General features: G+C 57.7%; 16 protein-coding genes. 12 read left to right on the top strand and 4 right to left on the bottom strand.

Going from position 1 to position 17,642, the window contains the following annotated elements:
• Positions 1–95 precede the first annotated feature (95 nt).
• On the top strand, positions 96–866 hold the full coding sequence (locus tag ACQZ63_RS11220) for an IclR family transcriptional regulator (protein WP_019566338.1): 771 nt from the start codon (positions 96–98) through the stop codon (positions 864–866).
• Here the strand turns inward: ACQZ63_RS11220 and ACQZ63_RS11215 are convergent.
• Both ACQZ63_RS11215 and ACQZ63_RS11210 read right to left on the bottom strand, forming a co-directional pair.
• Entirely contained in the window at positions 860–1,561 is a 702-nt protein-coding gene (locus ACQZ63_RS11215) for an SDR family NAD(P)-dependent oxidoreductase (RefSeq protein ID WP_019566339.1), read from the bottom strand. The two genes, ACQZ63_RS11220 and ACQZ63_RS11215, sit on opposite strands and share 7 nt — an antisense overlap.
• A 15-nt stretch (positions 1,562–1,576) precedes the next feature.
• On the bottom strand, positions 1,577–2,899 hold the full coding sequence (locus tag ACQZ63_RS11210) for an NAD(P)/FAD-dependent oxidoreductase (RefSeq protein ID WP_113556215.1): 1,323 nt from the start codon (positions 2,897–2,899) through the stop codon (positions 1,577–1,579).
• Positions 2,900–3,264: 365 nt separating this feature from the next.
• Between ACQZ63_RS11210 and ACQZ63_RS11205 the strand changes: the two genes are divergently transcribed.
• The 11 genes from ACQZ63_RS11205 to ACQZ63_RS11155 all read left to right on the top strand — a co-directional run bounded on the left by ACQZ63_RS11205 (position 3,265) and on the right by ACQZ63_RS11155 (position 16,034).
• Positions 3,265–4,053 (top strand): GntR family transcriptional regulator, encoded by a 789-nt coding sequence (locus ACQZ63_RS11205; RefSeq protein ID WP_003517566.1) that lies wholly within the window; start codon positions 3,265–3,267, stop codon positions 4,051–4,053.
• A gap of 30 nt (positions 4,054–4,083) precedes the next feature.
• Positions 4,084–5,199, top strand: a complete 1,116-nt coding sequence (locus tag ACQZ63_RS11200; protein WP_113556216.1) for a sn-glycerol-3-phosphate ABC transporter ATP-binding protein UgpC — start codon at positions 4,084–4,086, stop codon at positions 5,197–5,199.
• Entirely contained in the window at positions 5,196–6,125 is a 930-nt protein-coding gene (locus ACQZ63_RS11195) for an ABC transporter permease (RefSeq protein WP_013761267.1), read from the top strand. The genes ACQZ63_RS11200 and ACQZ63_RS11195 overlap by 4 nt, the downstream gene beginning before the upstream one ends.
• Before the next feature lie 11 nt (positions 6,126–6,136).
• Positions 6,137–7,018: a carbohydrate ABC transporter permease gene (locus tag ACQZ63_RS11190; RefSeq protein ID WP_013761268.1), complete on the top strand. Its 882-nt coding sequence runs from the start codon at positions 6,137–6,139 to the stop codon at positions 7,016–7,018.
• 60 nt (positions 7,019–7,078) lie between these two features.
• Positions 7,079–8,608, top strand: a complete 1,530-nt coding sequence (locus tag ACQZ63_RS11185) for an extracellular solute-binding protein (RefSeq protein ID WP_003517573.1) — start codon at positions 7,079–7,081, stop codon at positions 8,606–8,608.
• Between the two features lie 70 nt (positions 8,609–8,678).
• The gene (locus ACQZ63_RS11180) at positions 8,679–11,009 is read left to right on the top strand and encodes an alginate lyase (RefSeq protein WP_448799142.1); all 2,331 of its coding nucleotides are present in this window, start codon (positions 8,679–8,681) and stop codon (positions 11,007–11,009) included.
• 18 nt (positions 11,010–11,027) lie between these two features.
• On the top strand, positions 11,028–11,777 hold the full coding sequence (locus ACQZ63_RS11175; protein WP_003517575.1) for an SDR family NAD(P)-dependent oxidoreductase: 750 nt from the start codon (positions 11,028–11,030) through the stop codon (positions 11,775–11,777).
• Between the two features lie 15 nt (positions 11,778–11,792).
• Entirely contained in the window at positions 11,793–12,962 is a 1,170-nt protein-coding gene (locus ACQZ63_RS11170; protein WP_019566346.1) for an SGNH/GDSL hydrolase family protein, read from the top strand.
• Positions 12,959–13,993: a hydroxyacid dehydrogenase gene (locus ACQZ63_RS11165; RefSeq protein WP_162763657.1), complete on the top strand. Its 1,035-nt coding sequence runs from the start codon at positions 12,959–12,961 to the stop codon at positions 13,991–13,993. Before ACQZ63_RS11170 ends, ACQZ63_RS11165 begins: the two co-directional genes overlap by 4 nt.
• Positions 13,990–14,787 carry a TIM barrel protein gene (locus tag ACQZ63_RS11160; RefSeq protein ID WP_113090417.1) on the top strand — a complete coding sequence of 266 codons (798 nt, stop codon included), beginning with the start codon at positions 13,990–13,992 and terminating at the stop codon, positions 14,785–14,787. Before ACQZ63_RS11165 ends, ACQZ63_RS11160 begins: the two co-directional genes overlap by 4 nt.
• Positions 14,787–16,034: a glucarate dehydratase family protein gene (locus tag ACQZ63_RS11155; protein WP_113556218.1), complete on the top strand. Its 1,248-nt coding sequence runs from the start codon at positions 14,787–14,789 to the stop codon at positions 16,032–16,034. The genes ACQZ63_RS11160 and ACQZ63_RS11155 overlap by 1 nt, the downstream gene beginning before the upstream one ends.
• A 196-nt stretch (positions 16,035–16,230) precedes the next feature.
• Here ACQZ63_RS11155 and ACQZ63_RS11150 read toward each other — a convergent pair whose 3' ends face one another.
• Complete coding sequence (locus ACQZ63_RS11150; RefSeq protein ID WP_065660130.1) at positions 16,231–16,530, bottom strand: DUF982 domain-containing protein; 300 nt, start codon at positions 16,528–16,530, stop codon at positions 16,231–16,233.
• A 73-nt stretch (positions 16,531–16,603) separates the two neighbouring features.
• The gene (locus tag ACQZ63_RS11145) at positions 16,604–17,080 is read right to left on the bottom strand and encodes an Hsp20 family protein (RefSeq protein WP_113556272.1); all 477 of its coding nucleotides are present in this window, start codon (positions 17,078–17,080) and stop codon (positions 16,604–16,606) included.
• Positions 17,081–17,642 lie beyond the last annotated feature (562 nt).

Here is a 17,642-nt window from a genome sequence, read left to right as displayed (position 1 = left end):
ATTCACTTATTTAATCTGCTCAATTTTGGTCATTGAATACGCAGTTTTCTCATTATACAAGTTATTGAGATTTTATTTTCATAATGTGAGACGATATGGCCAAATCCACCCAATCCTCCTCTGGTGGCGCGCAGCTTCTGGATCGAGCGGTAGCTCTTCTCGATCTTGTTGCAGACGGCGGCGTACAGGGCGTCACGCTCAAGGAACTGACGAACAGATCCGGACTCAACACGGCTACCTGCCACCGCATCCTCAACACGCTGGTCGGCCACAAGCTCCTCGCCCGTGACGACAGGAAGCGCTGTTACCGGCTGGGCGCGCGTATGGCGATTTACGGTGCGCGCGCCGCACGTGGACCTGGCATCATCAGCCGCTGCGAAATGGCGCTGACCCGCATTCGGCGCCGAACCGGCGATACCATCCACCTGATGGCCCGGCTGAACCACGATTCCGTTTGCCTCGACAGACGCGACGGAGAATGCGTGGTGCCGACACTGACCGGCTCGATCGGTGGTTCGGTCCCGCTTGGCGTCGGTCCAGGCTCAATTGCCATGCTCGCCTTCCTCGAAGAGGACGAACAGGAATTCATCATCCGCGCCAATATCGAGCGCTATGCCGCCTACCGCGATCTCACCGCCGACAAAGTGCGCCGACTGATCGCTGAAACACGCGAACGCGGTTATGCAATCGACGTCGGCGAGCTTATCCCCGGGATTGCCGGCGTTTCCGTGCCGATTTTTTCGGATGGTACAACGCCAAACGCTTCCCTGGGCTTCACACTTTTAAGTGCCAAGCTGGAGCCCGGCACATTGGAGCAATATGCGATGCTGCTGAAGGACGAAATCTCGGCGATCGTCGATCAATAGCTGTCATCGAGCAGGCAGTTGACCCAGAATTCCGAAACACTCGCGCGGTTCGGCAAACTGACGACATGCAGGATGGAGCTGGCAATATCTTCAGGTTGGGTCAGGGTGTCCGACGGCGTCGCGCCTGCCAGAGGCAGCCCCATATCAGTCGCAACGAAACCCGGACATATGGCGGTCGCCCTCACACCCTTGTCGAAACCGGCATGACGGATTGCATGCGACAGGCCAAGGGCTGCGAATTTCGAGACCGAGTAGGCGCCAGACACGGCCGATTTGACCCTTTTCCCCGATAGCGAGGCGACAATCGCCACGCGACCTGCTCCGGACGCGATTAGCGGGTCCCAGCAGGCCTGCACAAGGCGCCGCGGGCCATTGACGTTGACGTCCATCAATGAGGCGAACTCCTCGTCAGTCGCTTCCACCACGGTCTTGCGCACCATGACGCCGGCGTTGGCAACAACAGCATCGATGCGGCCGAACCGTGCCAGAACGGCAGCCGCCCAGTCGACAGGCGATTGCGGGGCGAGCGCGTCATAGGCCTGCACGTGGACTAACGCTGGATCTGCCCATTCCGGCAGTAGCGGCGTGCGCATTCCAAGCGAGACCTTCCAGCCGGCCTCCATAAAGGCCCTGCCAGTGGCAGCACCGATACCGCGATTGCCTCCGGAAATGAGGACGGTTTTCCTGTCGGTCATATAGGTTTTCCTTTCTCAGGCATGGGGCAGAAGGGTGGCGCCTTCCTTGCGGGTTGCACGGTTTTCCTGCATGCGAAAATAACGAAGGCGCAGACCGGGCGCGAAGGACATCAGCAACGGCGCCTTGTGCAGCGGTTCGATTTTCAGGGAGAGATCCTTGTCCGGCACGCCCAGCGCCCATTCTGACAAGACGCCGCCAAGCATGGAGCCGGTTGGCACCCCGCGGCCAGAAAGTCCCGTACAGGCAACGATGCCGGGCGCCAGATCATAGAGCCTCGGGACAGTGCGCATCTGCATGTCCAGTTCGCCGAACCAGAAATATTCCCAACGGATTTCCTCGCTGATCTGCGGATGAAGGAATTTCAGCCGGTCTGTGAGAACCTGCCGGGTATAGTCAGGGTCGGCGCCACGCTGGCCCATGGGGAACATGGAGGCAACAATGCGACCTTCACGGTTGTATTTGTAGACATAGATATCGCCGCGCCCATCATGCATGGTCGTATTGTGGGGCAGGACTTTTGCGCGCGTTTCCGGATCGAGCGGCTGGGTGGCCGCGAGAAATACTTTCTTGATGCGGAAGCTTTTATCGAGGTTTTTCCAGCCACCGACGGTGTAGGCGCCGGTCGCGAAGATCACCTTTTCAGCAAGCACAGCGCCCCGGGGCGTTCGCACGGACCATTTCCCGGCCTCTGGCTGGACATCCTCGACCGGGGACGCGGTAAACACCTGCCCGCCCTCTGCGATAACGGCGCGCGCAAGGCCACGTGCGTATGAAAGCGGGTTCAAATGACCGCCCTCCTCGTGATACCAGGCGCCATAAAAACGAGGGCTGCCTGTCAACGCTTCGACCTCGTCCCTGCCAATGACCCGGCAGCGCGCGCCAGCGCCGGCATATGCATCAGACTTCATCTGCAGCGTGGACATGGCGCCGGGACGCAATGCGCCCATAACATAACCATTCTGGACCCATTCGCAGTCGATTCCGTAGGTCGAGATCATCTCGACGACGCGATCATTGGCCCGCGTCTGGCGGTGAATAAGGCGCTCCGCCCAGGGCTCGCCCAGAATTTTTCCGAGCGACGGCAGGCTGTAATAGCTGAAGGTCGGGGTGCAGTGGCCGGCATTGCGGCCCGAACCGCCATAACCTGCCTCTTGCGCTTCGACCAAAGCAACCTTGACGCCCCTGCGCGCCAGCTCCAGCGCCGTCGTCAATCCGGTATATCCCGCGCCCACGACACAGACGTCCACATCGACACGGCCTTCGAGCGTCGCGGTTTTCGGTGCGGGCGCTGCGGTTGCAAACCACAAGGTTTGGTCAAAAGGTGAAAATTTTCCCAAATTCGTTCTCCTCAAGGCGCACGAAGGTAATCCGGGAACAGCACAGTTCCGGGAAAAGATGTCTCGACATGGATTACAGATGAGCACTGCTGATTTTCTATGCGTGCCAGATTTTACAGCAAATCGTCAATCGCGATCTCATATTACGACCGTCACGGCGTTCTTTTTTCATATAGTGATTTTTTTGCCGTGCGACGAGCGGCAAGCATGGATCGGCAGATAGCCAGACAACACCGGCCACTGCCGGACGCATTGAGGTCGGACCCGATTATTCAACCGCCAACACGAGACTGCCCAGGGCTTGACTCACGGAAAATCAAAAGATATGTCACTTTCAATTCTAATATATCAGTTAGGCATTTGATATGTCTGTTACCCTTGAATTCCCATCGTTACCGCTGTCCGAACTCGTCACCCCGCAAGACCTGCCGGCTGACGGAAACATGACCAACAGGATCCATGCCTTACTTCGCAAACTGATTGTCGAGGTGAAGCTGCTCCCAGGGCGGGCGCTGTCGGAAAAGGAGATCGCGACACTGCTGCACGTCAGCAAAACGCCCGTCCGCGAGGCGATCATTCGCCTTTCCGAAGAAGGTTTCGTGACTGTCGTGCCGCAAGGTGGCACCTACATCTCGCCGATCGACGTTCAGCGGTACATGGAGGCCTGTTTCATCCGGTTCAAGCTGGAAGAAGGCGCTGTGATCGAGGCCACCAAGCGGCATTCGCTGGAAGACATCGCACGGCTGAAAACCTGTTTGTCGCAGCAGCGCACTGCTGCCGCGGATGAGGAATTCACCAACTTTTTCCTGCTCGACGAGGAATTCCACCGCACGATCTTTTCGGCAGCTCGCCTTCCTGGAGCCTGGAGCGTGGTAAATCAGGCGAAAGGCGAAATGGACCGAATGCGACACCTGAAGCGCGTTTTTGCAGTCCGTCGCACCGAGAAGGTTATCGAAGAGCACGAAGCAATCGTGAACTCAATCGAATCCGGCGATGTCGAAGCGGCAAGAGAGGCCGTACAGCGCCACCTCGGATCACTCGAAACCAAAATCGCAGAACTCTCCAAGAACCCGAAGATCTGGACCTTCATCGAGCAGGTCAACACGCGCGTCACGAGGAAGCGCGCTTCACGGGGGCAGAAGACGCCTGACTGAACATTCAAGGCTTTTGAGGAGGGGCCTTTCATGTCCGCAGTTCAAATCAACGACGTCGTCAAGCGCTATGGTGCCCTTGAAGTCGTCCACGGTATCAATCTTTCCATACAGCCGCAGGAATTCGTTGTCCTCGTAGGTCCTTCGGGATGCGGAAAGTCCACCACGCTGCGCATGCTCGCCGGGCTGGAAGACATTTCGGACGGCACCGTTTCAATGGACGGCCGAGTGGTCAACAAGATCGCGCCCAAAGACCGCGATGTCGCGATGGTGTTTCAGAATTACGCGCTTTATCCGCACCTGAGCGTGGCCGATAACATCGCTTTTGGCCTGCGAGTCAGGGGCGAAAAGCGAGCGGTTATCGACAAGGCGGTGGCAGAAGCTGCACAGATCCTCGGGCTCACCGAATATCTGGCCCGCAAGCCGGCAGATCTTTCCGGTGGCCAGCGCCAACGCGTCGCCATGGGTCGTGCCATCGTGCGCAGGCCGAAAATCTTCCTGTTCGACGAACCTCTCTCGAACCTCGACGCAAAGCTGCGCACCCACATGCGGGCCGAGATTAAACTGCTGCACAAGCGGATGAACGCCACCAGCATCTACGTGACGCACGATCAGGTCGAGGCAATGACACTTGCGGACCGCATCGTCATCATGAATGGCGGCCATATCGAGCAGGTCGGTTCGCCGATGGAGGTTTTCCTCGAACCGGCCAACACGTTCGTCGCAAGTTTTATCGGCTCACCGCCCATGAACCTTCTGGACGGGACGATTGAAAAGCGGGATGGCACCGTAAAGGTCAAAATCACGGGTAGTGCCGGACAACGCTTCAGCGTCCCGGAAGCATTTGCGAAAAATGCGACGGAAGGACAGCAGGTCAAACTCGGCCTGCGACCCGAAATCATGTCGGTAGAGACCGAAGACAGTCGTGAAAACCTCAATTGCAGCATCGACCTCGTGGAGCCCTTGGGCGCGGAGGCTCTGCTCCACGGCAGGGCTGATGGCCAGCCATTTATCGCCAAGGCGGAAACACTTTACGGCGATCATACTCTCAACGGCGTCACCCGACTTGGCATCGATACCACACGCATCCATGTCTTCGATGCGGCAACCGGAAGGTCGCTGAAAACCCCAAGCGGGGCGCGACCATGAAAAAGGGTTTTCAGGAACGCCTTCACGATCTCCAGGAAGATGTTCGCCGCGACTGGCAGCTCTACCTACTTCTCGCTCCGATGATTATCTGGTTCGCCGTCTTTCTCTATAAGCCCATGTACGGGCTGGTCATCGCGTTTCAGGACTTCTCGATTTTTCGCGGCATTGCAAAGAGCCCGTGGGTCGGTTTTGAAAACTTCGCGGAGCTCTTTCACAATGACATGTTCATCCGCGCCTTCTGGAACACCCTAAAAATCAGCGCTCTCGGCCTGATCTTCGCGTTTCCAGTACCGATCATCCTGGCCTTGATGTTCAACGAGGTTCAAAACAGCGTTGCCCGAAGCTGGGCCCAGACGATCGTTTACCTGCCGCATTTCATTTCGGTGGTGATCGTGGCCGGCATCGTCATCAACTTCCTGTCGCCGTCGATAGGCATCGTCAATCTTCTGCTGAAAGGCCTTGGATTCGAGCCGATATATTTCCTGACCCAGCCGGAATGGTTTCGTCCGATTTATATCGGCTCGTCGGTCTGGAAGGAAGCGGGCTTCGAATCCATCGTCTATCTCGCCGCCATCGCTGGCGTGAGCCCGACGCTTTATGAATCGGCCCGGGTGGACGGGGCATCGCGCTGGCAGATGATGTGGCGGATCACCCTGCCCTGCATCCTGCCGACAATCGTGATCATGCTGATCATCCGCATCGGCAATCTGGTCGAGGTCGGGTTCGAATATATCATTCTGCTCTATCGGCCATCCACCTATGAAACGGCAGATGTCGTTTCCACCTTCATTTACCGCACCGGCTTGCAGGGTACCCAATACGATCTCGCGACGGCCGCCGGACTGTTCAATGCGGTTATCGCTTTCGTCCTCGTCTATTCGGCAAATCGCATCAGCCGAAAAGTCTCGTCGACATCGCTTTGGTGAGGAGCTGAAAGATGGCAAACTTCAATCTATATTCCCGCGGCGACAGGATTTTTGGCTGGGCAAATGCCATTCTTCTGGGTCTGTTCGTTCTGTCGACGCTTTATCCCTTCATCTATGTGCTGTCGGTCTCGCTATCTTCTGGGGCCGCCGTCACGGCTGGCCGTGTCACGCTATGGCCGGTTGATGTGACCCTTGCCGCTTACGACAGGGTATTGTCGGACAGGATGTTCTGGGTCGCCTATGGCAACACGTTCATCTACACCTTCGGCGGCACGCTGATGAGCCTGCTGATCATGATCCCCGGAGCCTACGCCCTTTCGCGCAAACGCCTGCGCGGCCGCACTTTCTTCAACATCGCCATCGCTTTTACGCTGTGGTTCAACGCCGGCATGATCCCCTTCTTTCTGAACATGCGCGATCTTGGACTTCTCGACAGCCGCTTCGGCATCATCCTCGGGTTTGCGGCAAACGCCTTCAACGTCATTCTGCTACGCAACTTCTTCGAAGCGGTGCCAAAGTCCTTCGAAGAAGCCGCCAAAATGGACGGCGCAAGCGAGTTGCAGCTGCTGTGGAAGGTGTTCATTCCGCTTTCCAAGCCAGCAATCGTCACCGTTGCGCTGTTCTGCGTCGTTTCGCGGTGGAACGGTTACTTCTGGGCGATGGTCTTGCTGCGCGGCGAGGAAAAGATCCCGCTTCAGGTCTATCTGAAGCGCGTGATCGTCGATCTTAACTCGAACGACGAATTCGCATCGAGTCTGCTCACCGCCCACTATTCGTTCGAGACGGTAACATCCGCGATCATGATCGCTTCCATCATTCCCGTCCTCATCATTTACCCCTACGCGCAGAAGTATTTCACCAAAGGAATTCTGCTGGGCGGAGTCAAAGAGTAGCAGCACAAGGGAGGAGAACCTGTGAGAGCACTACGAAAAGGCACGCCCCTACTGGCGTTGATGACAGCCGCAACCCTGGCCTTGCCGGCATCGGCGCAGGATTCAGGGAAAATTTCCAAGGATCCGCTGGAGCTTACGATCCACTTCCACTTCCGTGACAAATACGTCTACTCGGAAAAATGGCCGGTGGAGCAAAAGGCCGCCGAGATCACCAACATTCATGTCCGCAACGTGGCGTCGCTGGCGACCACCAGCAGCCGCGATGCATTCAACCTTCTGATCGCCTCGGGCAACCTTCCCGACATCGTCGGCGGCGACGCCACGGGCGGGCTGAAGGAAGACTTCATTCGCTACGGGTTGGAGGGCGCATTCATTCCACTCGATGACCTGATCGAGGAAAACGCCCCCAACCTCAAGGCATTCTTCGACAGCCACAAGGAAATCCGCAACGCCATCTCCGGACCGGACGGCAAGCTCTATTTCATCCCTTACGTCCCTGATGGCAAGTTCTCGCGCGGCTGGTTCATCCGCCAGGATTGGCTCGACAAGCTTGGGCTGAAGCAGCCGGAAACACCGGAAGAGGTCTACGAAGTTCTGAAAGCCTTCCGTGACAAGGACCCGAACGGCAACGGTCTCAAGGATGAAGTTCCCTACTTTGCCCGTGAGGAAATCGATGCGGTCCGCCTTATCAATCTGTGGGATGCGCGCGTGTCCGGATCCGAGCGTTATGGCGACTTTGCCGTTTATGACGGACAACTTCGTCATCCCTGGGCGGAGGAAAACTACAAGACCGGGATTTCCAACGTGGCCAAATGGTACAAGGAAGGCCTGATCGACAAGGAGATTTTCACCCGCGGTGCTCGCTCGCGTGAATATCTGCTGGGCAACAATCTCGGCGGCATGACGCATGACTGGTTCGCCAGCACCTCGACCTACAACGACGCCCTTTCGCCAAAGATCAACGGTTTCGCGCTAAAGCCGATGCTGCCGCCAAAGACGGTCTCGGGCCAACGGTTTGAGGATTCCCGTCGGCTGCGTGTCCAGCCCGTCGGCTGGGCTATTTCGGCGACCAACGAACACCCGGTCGAAACAATCAAGTATTTCGATTTCTGGTTCTCTCAACAGGGGCGCATCCTGTCGAATTTCGGCGTCGAGGGCCTGACCTACGAGATGGTCGATGGCAAGCCGCAATTCAAGAAGGAAATCCTCGACAACAAGGACCCGGTGAATGCCCAGTTGTGGGCGGTCGGTGCGGCGATCCCGCGCGGATACTGGATGGACTACGAATATGAGCGCCAGTGGACAAACAAGATCGCGCTTGAAGGCATCGATATGTACGACAAGTGCAACTGCCTCAAGGATGAGTTCATGGGCGTTTCCCTGAACGCAGAGGAAAAGGCGACATTCGACCGCTACTGGCCGAGCATCCTCACCTACATGACCGAGATGCAGCAGACCTGGATACTGGGTGCCCAGGACGTCGATGCCGGCTGGGATGCCTACAAGAAGCGCCTCACGGCCCTCGGTTACGACGAGGTCATCAAGATGATGCAATCGGCCTATGACCGCCAGTACAAGGCCGCGCAATAAACCTTCGACCGTGATGGCGGCTTTGTCGCCGCCATCCTTTCCCTTCTGTTTTCATAGGAGTTAGAGCGCAATGTGTCCCTCTGCCCCGGCCATCTCCCGACAGACACTTCTCGATGAACCCCGGCCGGGTTCATTGACCATTGGCTACGAGCCGAGCGAAGAAGTACCGCCGAGGGAGAACCCTCCGCGCTTTTCATGGCTGCCCGACATCGACGACGGTGCGCGCTACGTATTGCGGATTTCGTCCGATCCCGGTTTTGCAGACAAAAAGACGCTCGTCTTTGAAGATCTCGCGTGGAATTTCTTCACGCCGGACGAAGCCCTTCCGGAAGGCCGCTATCACTGGTGTTATGCGTTGTGGGGCCAGACGTCCGCGACGCCGGATTCCAACTGGAGTACCGTGCGCAGCTTCGAGATCGGCGCTTCGTTGCCGAAAACGCCGCTACCCGGCAGGAAGGCGCGTCATGCTGCCGCGCATGCCAGCCATCCACGGCTCTGGCTCAATCCGGAAAAGTTGCGCTGCTTCTCGGAGGCGGTGGCAAAGGACCCCAATCATTGCAGCTGGTCCGAGTTCTACGAGAAATCGGTAAAACCCTGGCTTGAGCGGCCGGTCATACCGGAACCTCAGCCTTATCCCAACAATATGCGCGTCGCAGGACTCTGGCGACAGATGTATATTGATTGCCAGGAAGTGATCTATGCGATCCGGCACCTGGCCATTGCCGGTCGGGTGCTCGGACGCGACGAACTACTCGATGCGTCGCGCAAGTGGCTGCTGGCAGTCGCTGGCTGGGATCCGAAAGGCGCGACCTCCCGGGCCTATAATGACGAGGCGGGGTTCCGCGTCGTCGTGGCACTCGCCTGGGGCTATGACTGGCTATACGATTATCTGAGCGAAGACGAGCGCGAGACCGTACGCTCGGTTCTTCTTGAACGAACGCGGGAGGTCGCCGACCATGTTATTGCGCATGCCCGCATCCACGTGTTTCCTTATGACAGCCATGCCGTACGTTCGCTTTCGGCAGTACTGACGCCGGCCTGTATCGCACTTCAGGGCGAAAGCGACGAGGCGGGCGAATGGCTCGATTATACCGTTGAATTCCTCGCCACCCTCTATTCTCCCTGGGCTGGAACTGACGGTGGCTGGGCGGAAGGGCCACATTACTGGATGACCGGCATGGCTTATCTCATAGAGGCCGCCAATTTGGTCCGCTCCTATATCGGTTACGATCTCTATCAGCGGCCATTTTTCCAGAACACGGGGCGCTTCCCGCTTTATACCAAGGCGCCGGGAACCCGTCGCGCCAATTTTGGCGACGACTCCACGCTTGGCGATCTTCCCGGCCTGAAACTGGGTTACAATGTTCGGCAATTTGCCGGCGTTACCGGCAACGGCCATTACCAATGGTATTTCGATCACATCAAGGCCGATGCGACGGGCACAGAAATGGCCTTCTACAATTACGGCTGGTGGGACCTGAACTTCGACGATCTCGTATATCGTCACGACTATCAGCAGGTGGAAGCAGTCTCGCCTGCAGACTTGCCGGCACTCGCTGTTTTCGATGATATCGGTTGGGCGACCATCCAGCAACATATGGAAGACCCGGAACGGCATCTGCAATTCGTCTTCAAATCTAGTCCCTACGGTTCGCTAAGCCACAGCCATGGCGACCAGAATGCCTTTGTCCTCTATGCCTACGGCGACGATCTGGCGATCCAGTCCGGCTATTACGTGGCGTTCAACTCGCAGATGCATCTGAACTGGCGCCGTCAGACACGGTCGAAGAACGCCGTCCTGATCGGCGGCAAGGGACAATATGCGGAAAAGGACAAGGCACTCGCGCGTCGTGCCGCCGGCCGTATCGTATCGGTTGAGGAAAATCCGGGACATATCCGGATCCTCGGAGATGCGACGTCTGCCTATCAGGTCGCGAACCCGCTGGTTATGAAAGCGCAGCGCGAAATGCACTTCGTCAACGACAGCTATTTCGTGATTGTCGATGAGGTGGAGTGCTCCGAGCCCCAGGAACTGCAATGGCTTTGCCATACCACAGGGGCACCGCAGACCGGCAAGTCGAGCTTTCGCTACAATGGCCAAAAGGCGGGCTTTTACGGCCAGTTTGTCTTCTCGTCAGCGGGCACCCCGCAGATCGCTGCCGTCGAAGGTTTTCCCGACATTGATCCCAAGGAGTTCGAGGGTCTTGATATCCACCATCACGTCTGCGCCACGGTTCCGGCAGCAATTCGGCATCGGCTGGTCACCCTTCTGGTGCCTTACAGTTTAAAGGAGCCGAAGCGTATCTTCAGCTTCATAGACGATCAGGGTTTTTCGACCGACATCTATTTCAGCGACGTCGACGACGAGCGTTTCAAGCTCTCCCTTCCCAAGCAATTCTAACCATACGAGGTTCTTCAAATGCAGCGTTTTACCAACATGACCGTTGTTGTAGCCGGCGCCGGCCGGGATATCGGCCGGGCATGCGCCATTCGTTTTGCGCAGGAAGGCGCCAATGTCGTCCTCACCTACAATGGAGCTGCTGAAGGTGCGGCCACGGCTGTTGCCGAAATCGAAAAGCTTGGCCGTTCGGCTCTGGCGATCAAGGCAGACCTGACAAACGCAAGCGAAGTAGAGGCTGCCATTTCTGCTGCCGCAGACAAATTCGGTGAGATCCATGGCCTCGTCCATGTTGCGGGTGGGCTTATCGCCCGCAAGACAATAGCTGACATGGACGAAGCCTTCTGGCATCAGGTCCTCGACGTCAACCTGACGTCGCTATTCCTGACAGCCAAGGCCGCACTGCCCAAAATGGCAAAGGGCGGCGCGATCGTAACCTTCTCGTCGCAGGCGGGCCGTGACGGCGGTGGGCCGGGCGCGCTCGCCTATGCCACTTCCAAGGGTGCCGTGATGACCTTTACCCGAGGACTTGCCAAGGAAGTTGGCCCGAATATTCGCGTCAATGCCGTCTGCCCCGGCATGATCTCCACCACCTTCCACGACACCTTCACCAAACCCGAAGTGCGTGAAAGGGTAGCAGGCGCCACATCGCTGAAGCGCGAAGGCTCAAGCGAAGACGTTGCCGGTCTGGTGGCGTTTCTTGCGTCCGACGATGCCGCTTATATCACCGGCGCCTGCTACGACATCAATGGCGGCGTCCTGTTCTCCTGATATCCGGTGAAAACCATGTCCGTATCGTTACCAAGGGCGAGCCGGATTGCCGTTCTCGGCACTTCGCTCGTCCAACAGAACCATATTGGCGACGCGTCCTCGCTGGCCACATCGGCCCGCGGCTGGATGAGTTGGGCCGAGGTATTGTCGCATGGCAGGCTTTGCTGCCCTGTCCACCATGATCCATCAGCACCAACAGGCTGGGAACCGAGCAATCGACCGGGTGTCAGCCGGTTCTTTTCCGGCCTCAATTTCGGAGTTTCCGGCCAGAAGGCAATCGAGATCGAACGGCGGCTACCGCGACTGCTGCAATCGGATTTCGATCTGGTCATCGTCGATGCCGGCACCAACGACATGATGGTGGAAACACGCCAGACGATTGCCGATACACGGGCGCGGATCGCTTCGGCTCTGCTCGACGCAGGCAAAACCGTCATCCTGCTCCCGATCCTCGCCCGTGGCACCGGGAAATGGCCGGCAGGCGGTGCAGAGCGGGCAAAAGCGCACTGGATCAACCGGCAGAGCATCGAATTTGCCGCAGATAATGCCAATTGCCATGTCTTCGACTGGAACTCGGCATGGGTCGATCCCGAAAGTGAATTCGGCGAGCCTCACCCCGGCTATTCCGACGACGGCACCCATTTTGCGGTGACAGGCGCTTTTGCCGTAGGAAAGCTGCTTGCCACTTATCTGGAGGCGATCGTGCCGCGAGCGCCGGCCCGTATCCTGGCGACAGACGATCGTTTTGACCCGGTGAACAATCCAGCAGGCAATCTGGCATCTGATTTTTCAGCCCTGACAGTCACGGAAACAGGTGAACAAAGCCACCGTCTCGGCGGGCGGCTTGTCCATCCGGGCACAGGCTTATGGGTGGAGGCCATATGCGATGTTGATGTGCCGGCGCATTGCGACGTACTCGGAATATCGCTGCGTCTGAAAGATGCTGCAGCCGAAGGACAGGAGGCGGTAGCACTTGCGCCTTTCCCTGCCGAAGACGGCACATTTTTTCCTTTCCCCGCCACCCAATGGACAGGGGCGCTCAGAACTCCTCCCCTGAAACTCAGGCCAGGTGAAGCCCCTCCGGAAGTTTTTCTCGATGTGATCCTGCGGCCCGGTTCTCAACCGATCGAAATCGACGTCAACCGCATCGAGGTTCGACCTGTTTCAAGTCCGGTACGCCAATGAGACCATCTCAAGAGAAACCACGGCTGTTGATCGCCATGCGGAACGAGCTTCCCGAAGGTTTTTTTGGTTCGCGCGAATGGGCACGCATGAATGCCGTAACCGACATCATACCGGGTTTCCCCTACACGGATTTCGACACGGAAGCGGGAGCAGAAGCGTTGGCCGAGGCGGACATTCTCCTCGCCGCCTGGGGCACGCCATCCCTGACACGCGAGCGCCTCGCCCGTGCGCCGAAGCTCAGGATGGTCGCTTATGCCGCGTCCTCGGTGCGCGCTGTTGCCCCCGCCGAATTCTGGGAAACATCCGATATTCTTATCACCACGGCGGCATCGGCCATGGCCGTGCCGGTTGCCGAGTTTACCTATGCGGCAATCATCATGTGCGGCAAGGATGTGTTTCGTCTGAGAGACGAGCATCGGGTAGAGCGCGGCACCGGCGGTTTTGGCAGCAGACGTGGCATGAGCCTGCCCTACCTCGGCAATCATTCCCGCAAAGTCGGCATCGTCGGCGCGTCACGGATTGGTCGGCTTGTCATGGAGATGCTGACGCGCGGAAAATTCGAGATCGCCGCCTACGACCCTTTTCTTTCGGTGGAAGACGCGGCCGCACTCGGTGCTACGAAAATGGAGCTCGACGAGCTTCTCGCCTGGTCCGATGTGGTCTCCCTGCACGCGCCGATCCTGCCTGAAACCCGCCACATGATTGGTGCCCGCGAACTGGCGCTGATGGCGGATCATGCGATCTTCATCAACACGGCACGGGGCTGGCTGGTCGATCACGACGCATTGCTGGCCGAGGCGCTTTCCGGGCGGCTGCGTATCCTGATCGATACACCGGAGCCGGAACCCTTGCCGACGGATAGCCCATTCTACGATTTGCCCAATGTCGTGCTCACCCCCCACATTGCCGGGGCGCTGGGAAATGAATTGCGGGCGCTTTCCGATCTCGCCATTACCGAGATCGAACGTTTCGTCGCGGGGCAAGCCGCGCTTCACCCGGTCCATAAACAGGATATGGAGCGTATGGCATGAGCGCTTTCGATTATTGTTTTTCAACGCTTGGCTGCTCCGAACTTAGCCTGCACGAAGCGGCCGATCTGGCACAGAGGCATGGCATCGTGCATGTGGAGTTGCGCACGCTCTCCGGTACGGTCGACCTCATCCCGGCACTCACTGCCGAATTTGCTACTCCTTCCAGATTTGCAGCCTTTCTGGCCGGAAGTGATCTCGAGGTTGCCGCCCTAAACACATCCATTCGGCTATTCGGCAGCACCGATCTTTCCGCCATCGAGCCCTTTATAGACTGGGCGGAAGCAGCAAACATTTCCTATCTGCGCATCTTCGACGGTGGCAAACAGTTGGGACAGGATGAGATGACACATGCAGCGGGCCTGTTGGACAACTGGCAATCGCTGCGACTATCACGCGGTCTGAATGTCGACCTCATGATTGAAACACACGACGCGCTGGCGGACTTCGAGCAGCTTCTCGACTTCATCGCGTGCGTGCCAGCATCTAAGCTCTTGTGGGACACTCACCACACCTGGGCCAAAGGCAGCGATCTCAAAATCCTTTGGCAACACATCGCACAAAATGTCGTCCATCTGCACGTCAAGGACAGCACCACGGACAGCGATGGCCGACGACGCTACGTATTGCCCGGCCATGGCGATTTTCCCATGGCGGAACTGCTTTCGCTTTTACAGTCGGATGAACGACATATCCCTCTCAGTCTGGAATGGGAACGCCACTGGCACCCCGAACTGTCCCCGCTGGACGATGCGCTAAAAGCTGCGCGCAGCTGGTGGCGACAAGGAGCTTTTTAATGCGCATAGCCGAAATTCGCCTCACACCGGTCGCCATTCCCGACAGGCCGCTACTGAACTGTAAAGGCGTGCATCAGCCGCATGCGTTGCGCACCGTCATCGAGGTCATATGTGACGACGGTACGGTCGGCCTTGGTGAAAGTTACGGAAGTATCAAGGCGCTGGATGGGTTGCGACGGGCGGCCCCTGCCCTGATCGGGCTCGACCCGTTTCATCTTCACGAGTTGAAATCTCGCGTCACCACCGCATTGCCCGGCAGTGGCGGCATCAATGCCAAATCGGCGGTGGCCGATCACAAGCTGACGGACGTGGTTGCCTCAGCCTTTGAAGTCCCCTGCCTCGACATTCAGGGCAAGCTTCTCGGGCGGCCGGTCTCGGATCTGCTTGGTGGCGCCATTCGTACCAGCGTTCCGTTCAGCGCCTACCTGTTCTTCAAATTCGCAGCCCATATAGGTGAAGCCCCGGATGAATGGGGAGAGGTTCTTACGCCTGATCAGATGGTTGGCGAAGCCCGCAGGATGGTCGACACATACGGTTTCCAGTCGCTGAAGCTCAAGGGTGGCGTGCTGCATCCGGATCTCGAGATCGAGACCATGCTGAAGCTTCGGGAAGCTTTTCCCAATCATCCGCTGCGGATCGACCCCAATGGCGGCTGGACTGTGGACACAGCCATCTACATCGCACGCAAGCTTGAGAATATCCTTGAATATCTCGAGGATCCGGTCATCGGTATGGATCAGATGGCACAAGTCGCAGCCGCTACGTCGATCCCGCTCGCCACGAACATGATCGTCCTTGAATTCGACCAGATCGCCGCGGCCTTCCGCAAAAATGCGGTGCAGATTGTGCTGTCAGATCACCATTATTGGGGTGGACTGCGCGCCTCGACCCATCTCGGGAAGATTTGCGAGACACTGGGGCTTGGCGTCTCCATGCATTCCAACTCGCATCTCGGCATCACTCTGGCGGCAATGGTCCATGCTGCCGCCGCAACGCCGAACCTGAGCTTCGATTGCGACACGCATTACCCATGGACCGGTGTCGACGTGATCGAGGGCACGCCGTTCACGTTCCGTGGCGGTCGCCTCGATGTTCCCAGTGGGCCGGGACTTGGCGTGACGCTCGATCGGCAAAAACTCACCGAACTTGCGGCACTTTACGAACAGACCTCGATGAAAGAACGCGATGATACAGCCTATATGAAGCTCTTCGACCCAGCCTATGAAAGACGTGTGCCACGCTGGTGACGAGAAGATGCCATGTTACACCCTCGTCAACCTCGAGGCAGCACACCTGTCCTCCTTACCCAGACCGTGACAGTCTTCGCGCTAATCGCTTTCGCAGGGGCGGCAAATCAGCTCGCTCGGCATTCTAGAGCCCGTGCACGATACCGCCCCCGCATAACGGACAACTCGCCGCTGCACATTTATAACTGTGTCTATCTCAATTCACATGCGGATCTCTGTCGCGCGAAAGACGAGACGCGGCGATGGCACTATCTTCCGGTGCAAGCAGATCGTGTCTTTCGGCAAAGGCCACGAACAAACCGCGGGCGGTCTCCGCTTCAATCTCGCCGCGCAACGCGGCAGCACATGCCTTAAGCGCAATGGAATGTGCGCTATCTCGGTTTGTTGCGGGCCACTCGGAAAGATGTCGGTATGCCTCCAGCACGTTTCGAACCTCCGCTGGAAAGCCGAGACCGACAAGAATGAAAACAGGCTGTCTGAACATATCGGGTTTCATTGCTTTCTCCTTCCCATCCCGGATATTGGTGGGCGCCATCGCGACGGCGCCCCTGTTCATCCAACAATGTAAATCAAGCCGCCTTTTGTGCTTCGATCTGGCCCGGGGCAACTGTCGGCACCAGAACCGCATCGGTCTGGATGTCGATTTTCCGGGGCTTCAGGGCCTCCGGGATTTCGCGGACGAGATCAATCGAAAGGAGACCGTTTTTCAGTTCGGCGCCGCTCACTCTGACATGATCGGCGAGTTCGAACCGATGCTCGAACGGACGGGCCGCAATGCCGCGGTGCAGGTAGCCCTCCGAGGGTGTCTCCTGCCTCTTGCCTGTCACGGTCAGGAGATTGGACTGGAAAGTGATGTCGATCTCGTCCCGTGCAAAACCAGCCACCGCAATAGAAATCTGATAGCTGTCTTCGGTCGTCCTGATAATGTCATAGGGCGGCCAGTCACTGATCGAGCGGGTGCGCTGGGCGTTTTCGAGAAGATTGAAGACCCGGTCGAATCCGATGCTCGATCGGTACAACGGTGCATAGTCGTAAGATGTTGCCATAACCATATCCTCCTTGAAGCAACATGGGTACCAAAGCGCCAAAAGCGGCGCTTCCAGCACGGCCAATCCTGTCATCAGCGACTGGCGGCTGACGATTTGGTTTTTCGTGTTTTCAAAATCAAGAGGCGAAGCGAACGAAATTTGCTTTCGCACCGGTATTAAATATGGCTCGGGTACCGCGCGATCAAACGCCTCCAGCCACGCCGATATTCGGCCCGGGAAGGAGGATTTCTGCCGGAGCCTGGGCACAACCTGGAACCGCCATTGAGGCGCCGCTCTCCTGGGCATCGGCGGAGAGCTCGGTCGAACTCGGTGTTACATCCATATCTAAGACAGGACTTCGGTTCGAGGCCACAGAGCGTCGCGTGCGGCTGCGCCTCGGGACGGCGCGCAGTCAGCTCGCGATCCACATCGGCCGTCCCTGCCATTGATTGGCCGGGGCATCATGGATTTCATAACCCGTAAGGGCGTCATCTGCGTTTCAGCTACCAAAAGGATAGTACGGCGCCAACTTCGGAGTAATAGCCACTCCGTATCATGAGCCTACTAGTCCTTACGACCA

The organism is Agrobacterium sp. CG160-95, from assembly GCF_053521725.1.
Note: the sequence above shows the minus strand (reverse complement) of the source record. Positions and strands in the feature narration are given on the sequence as shown.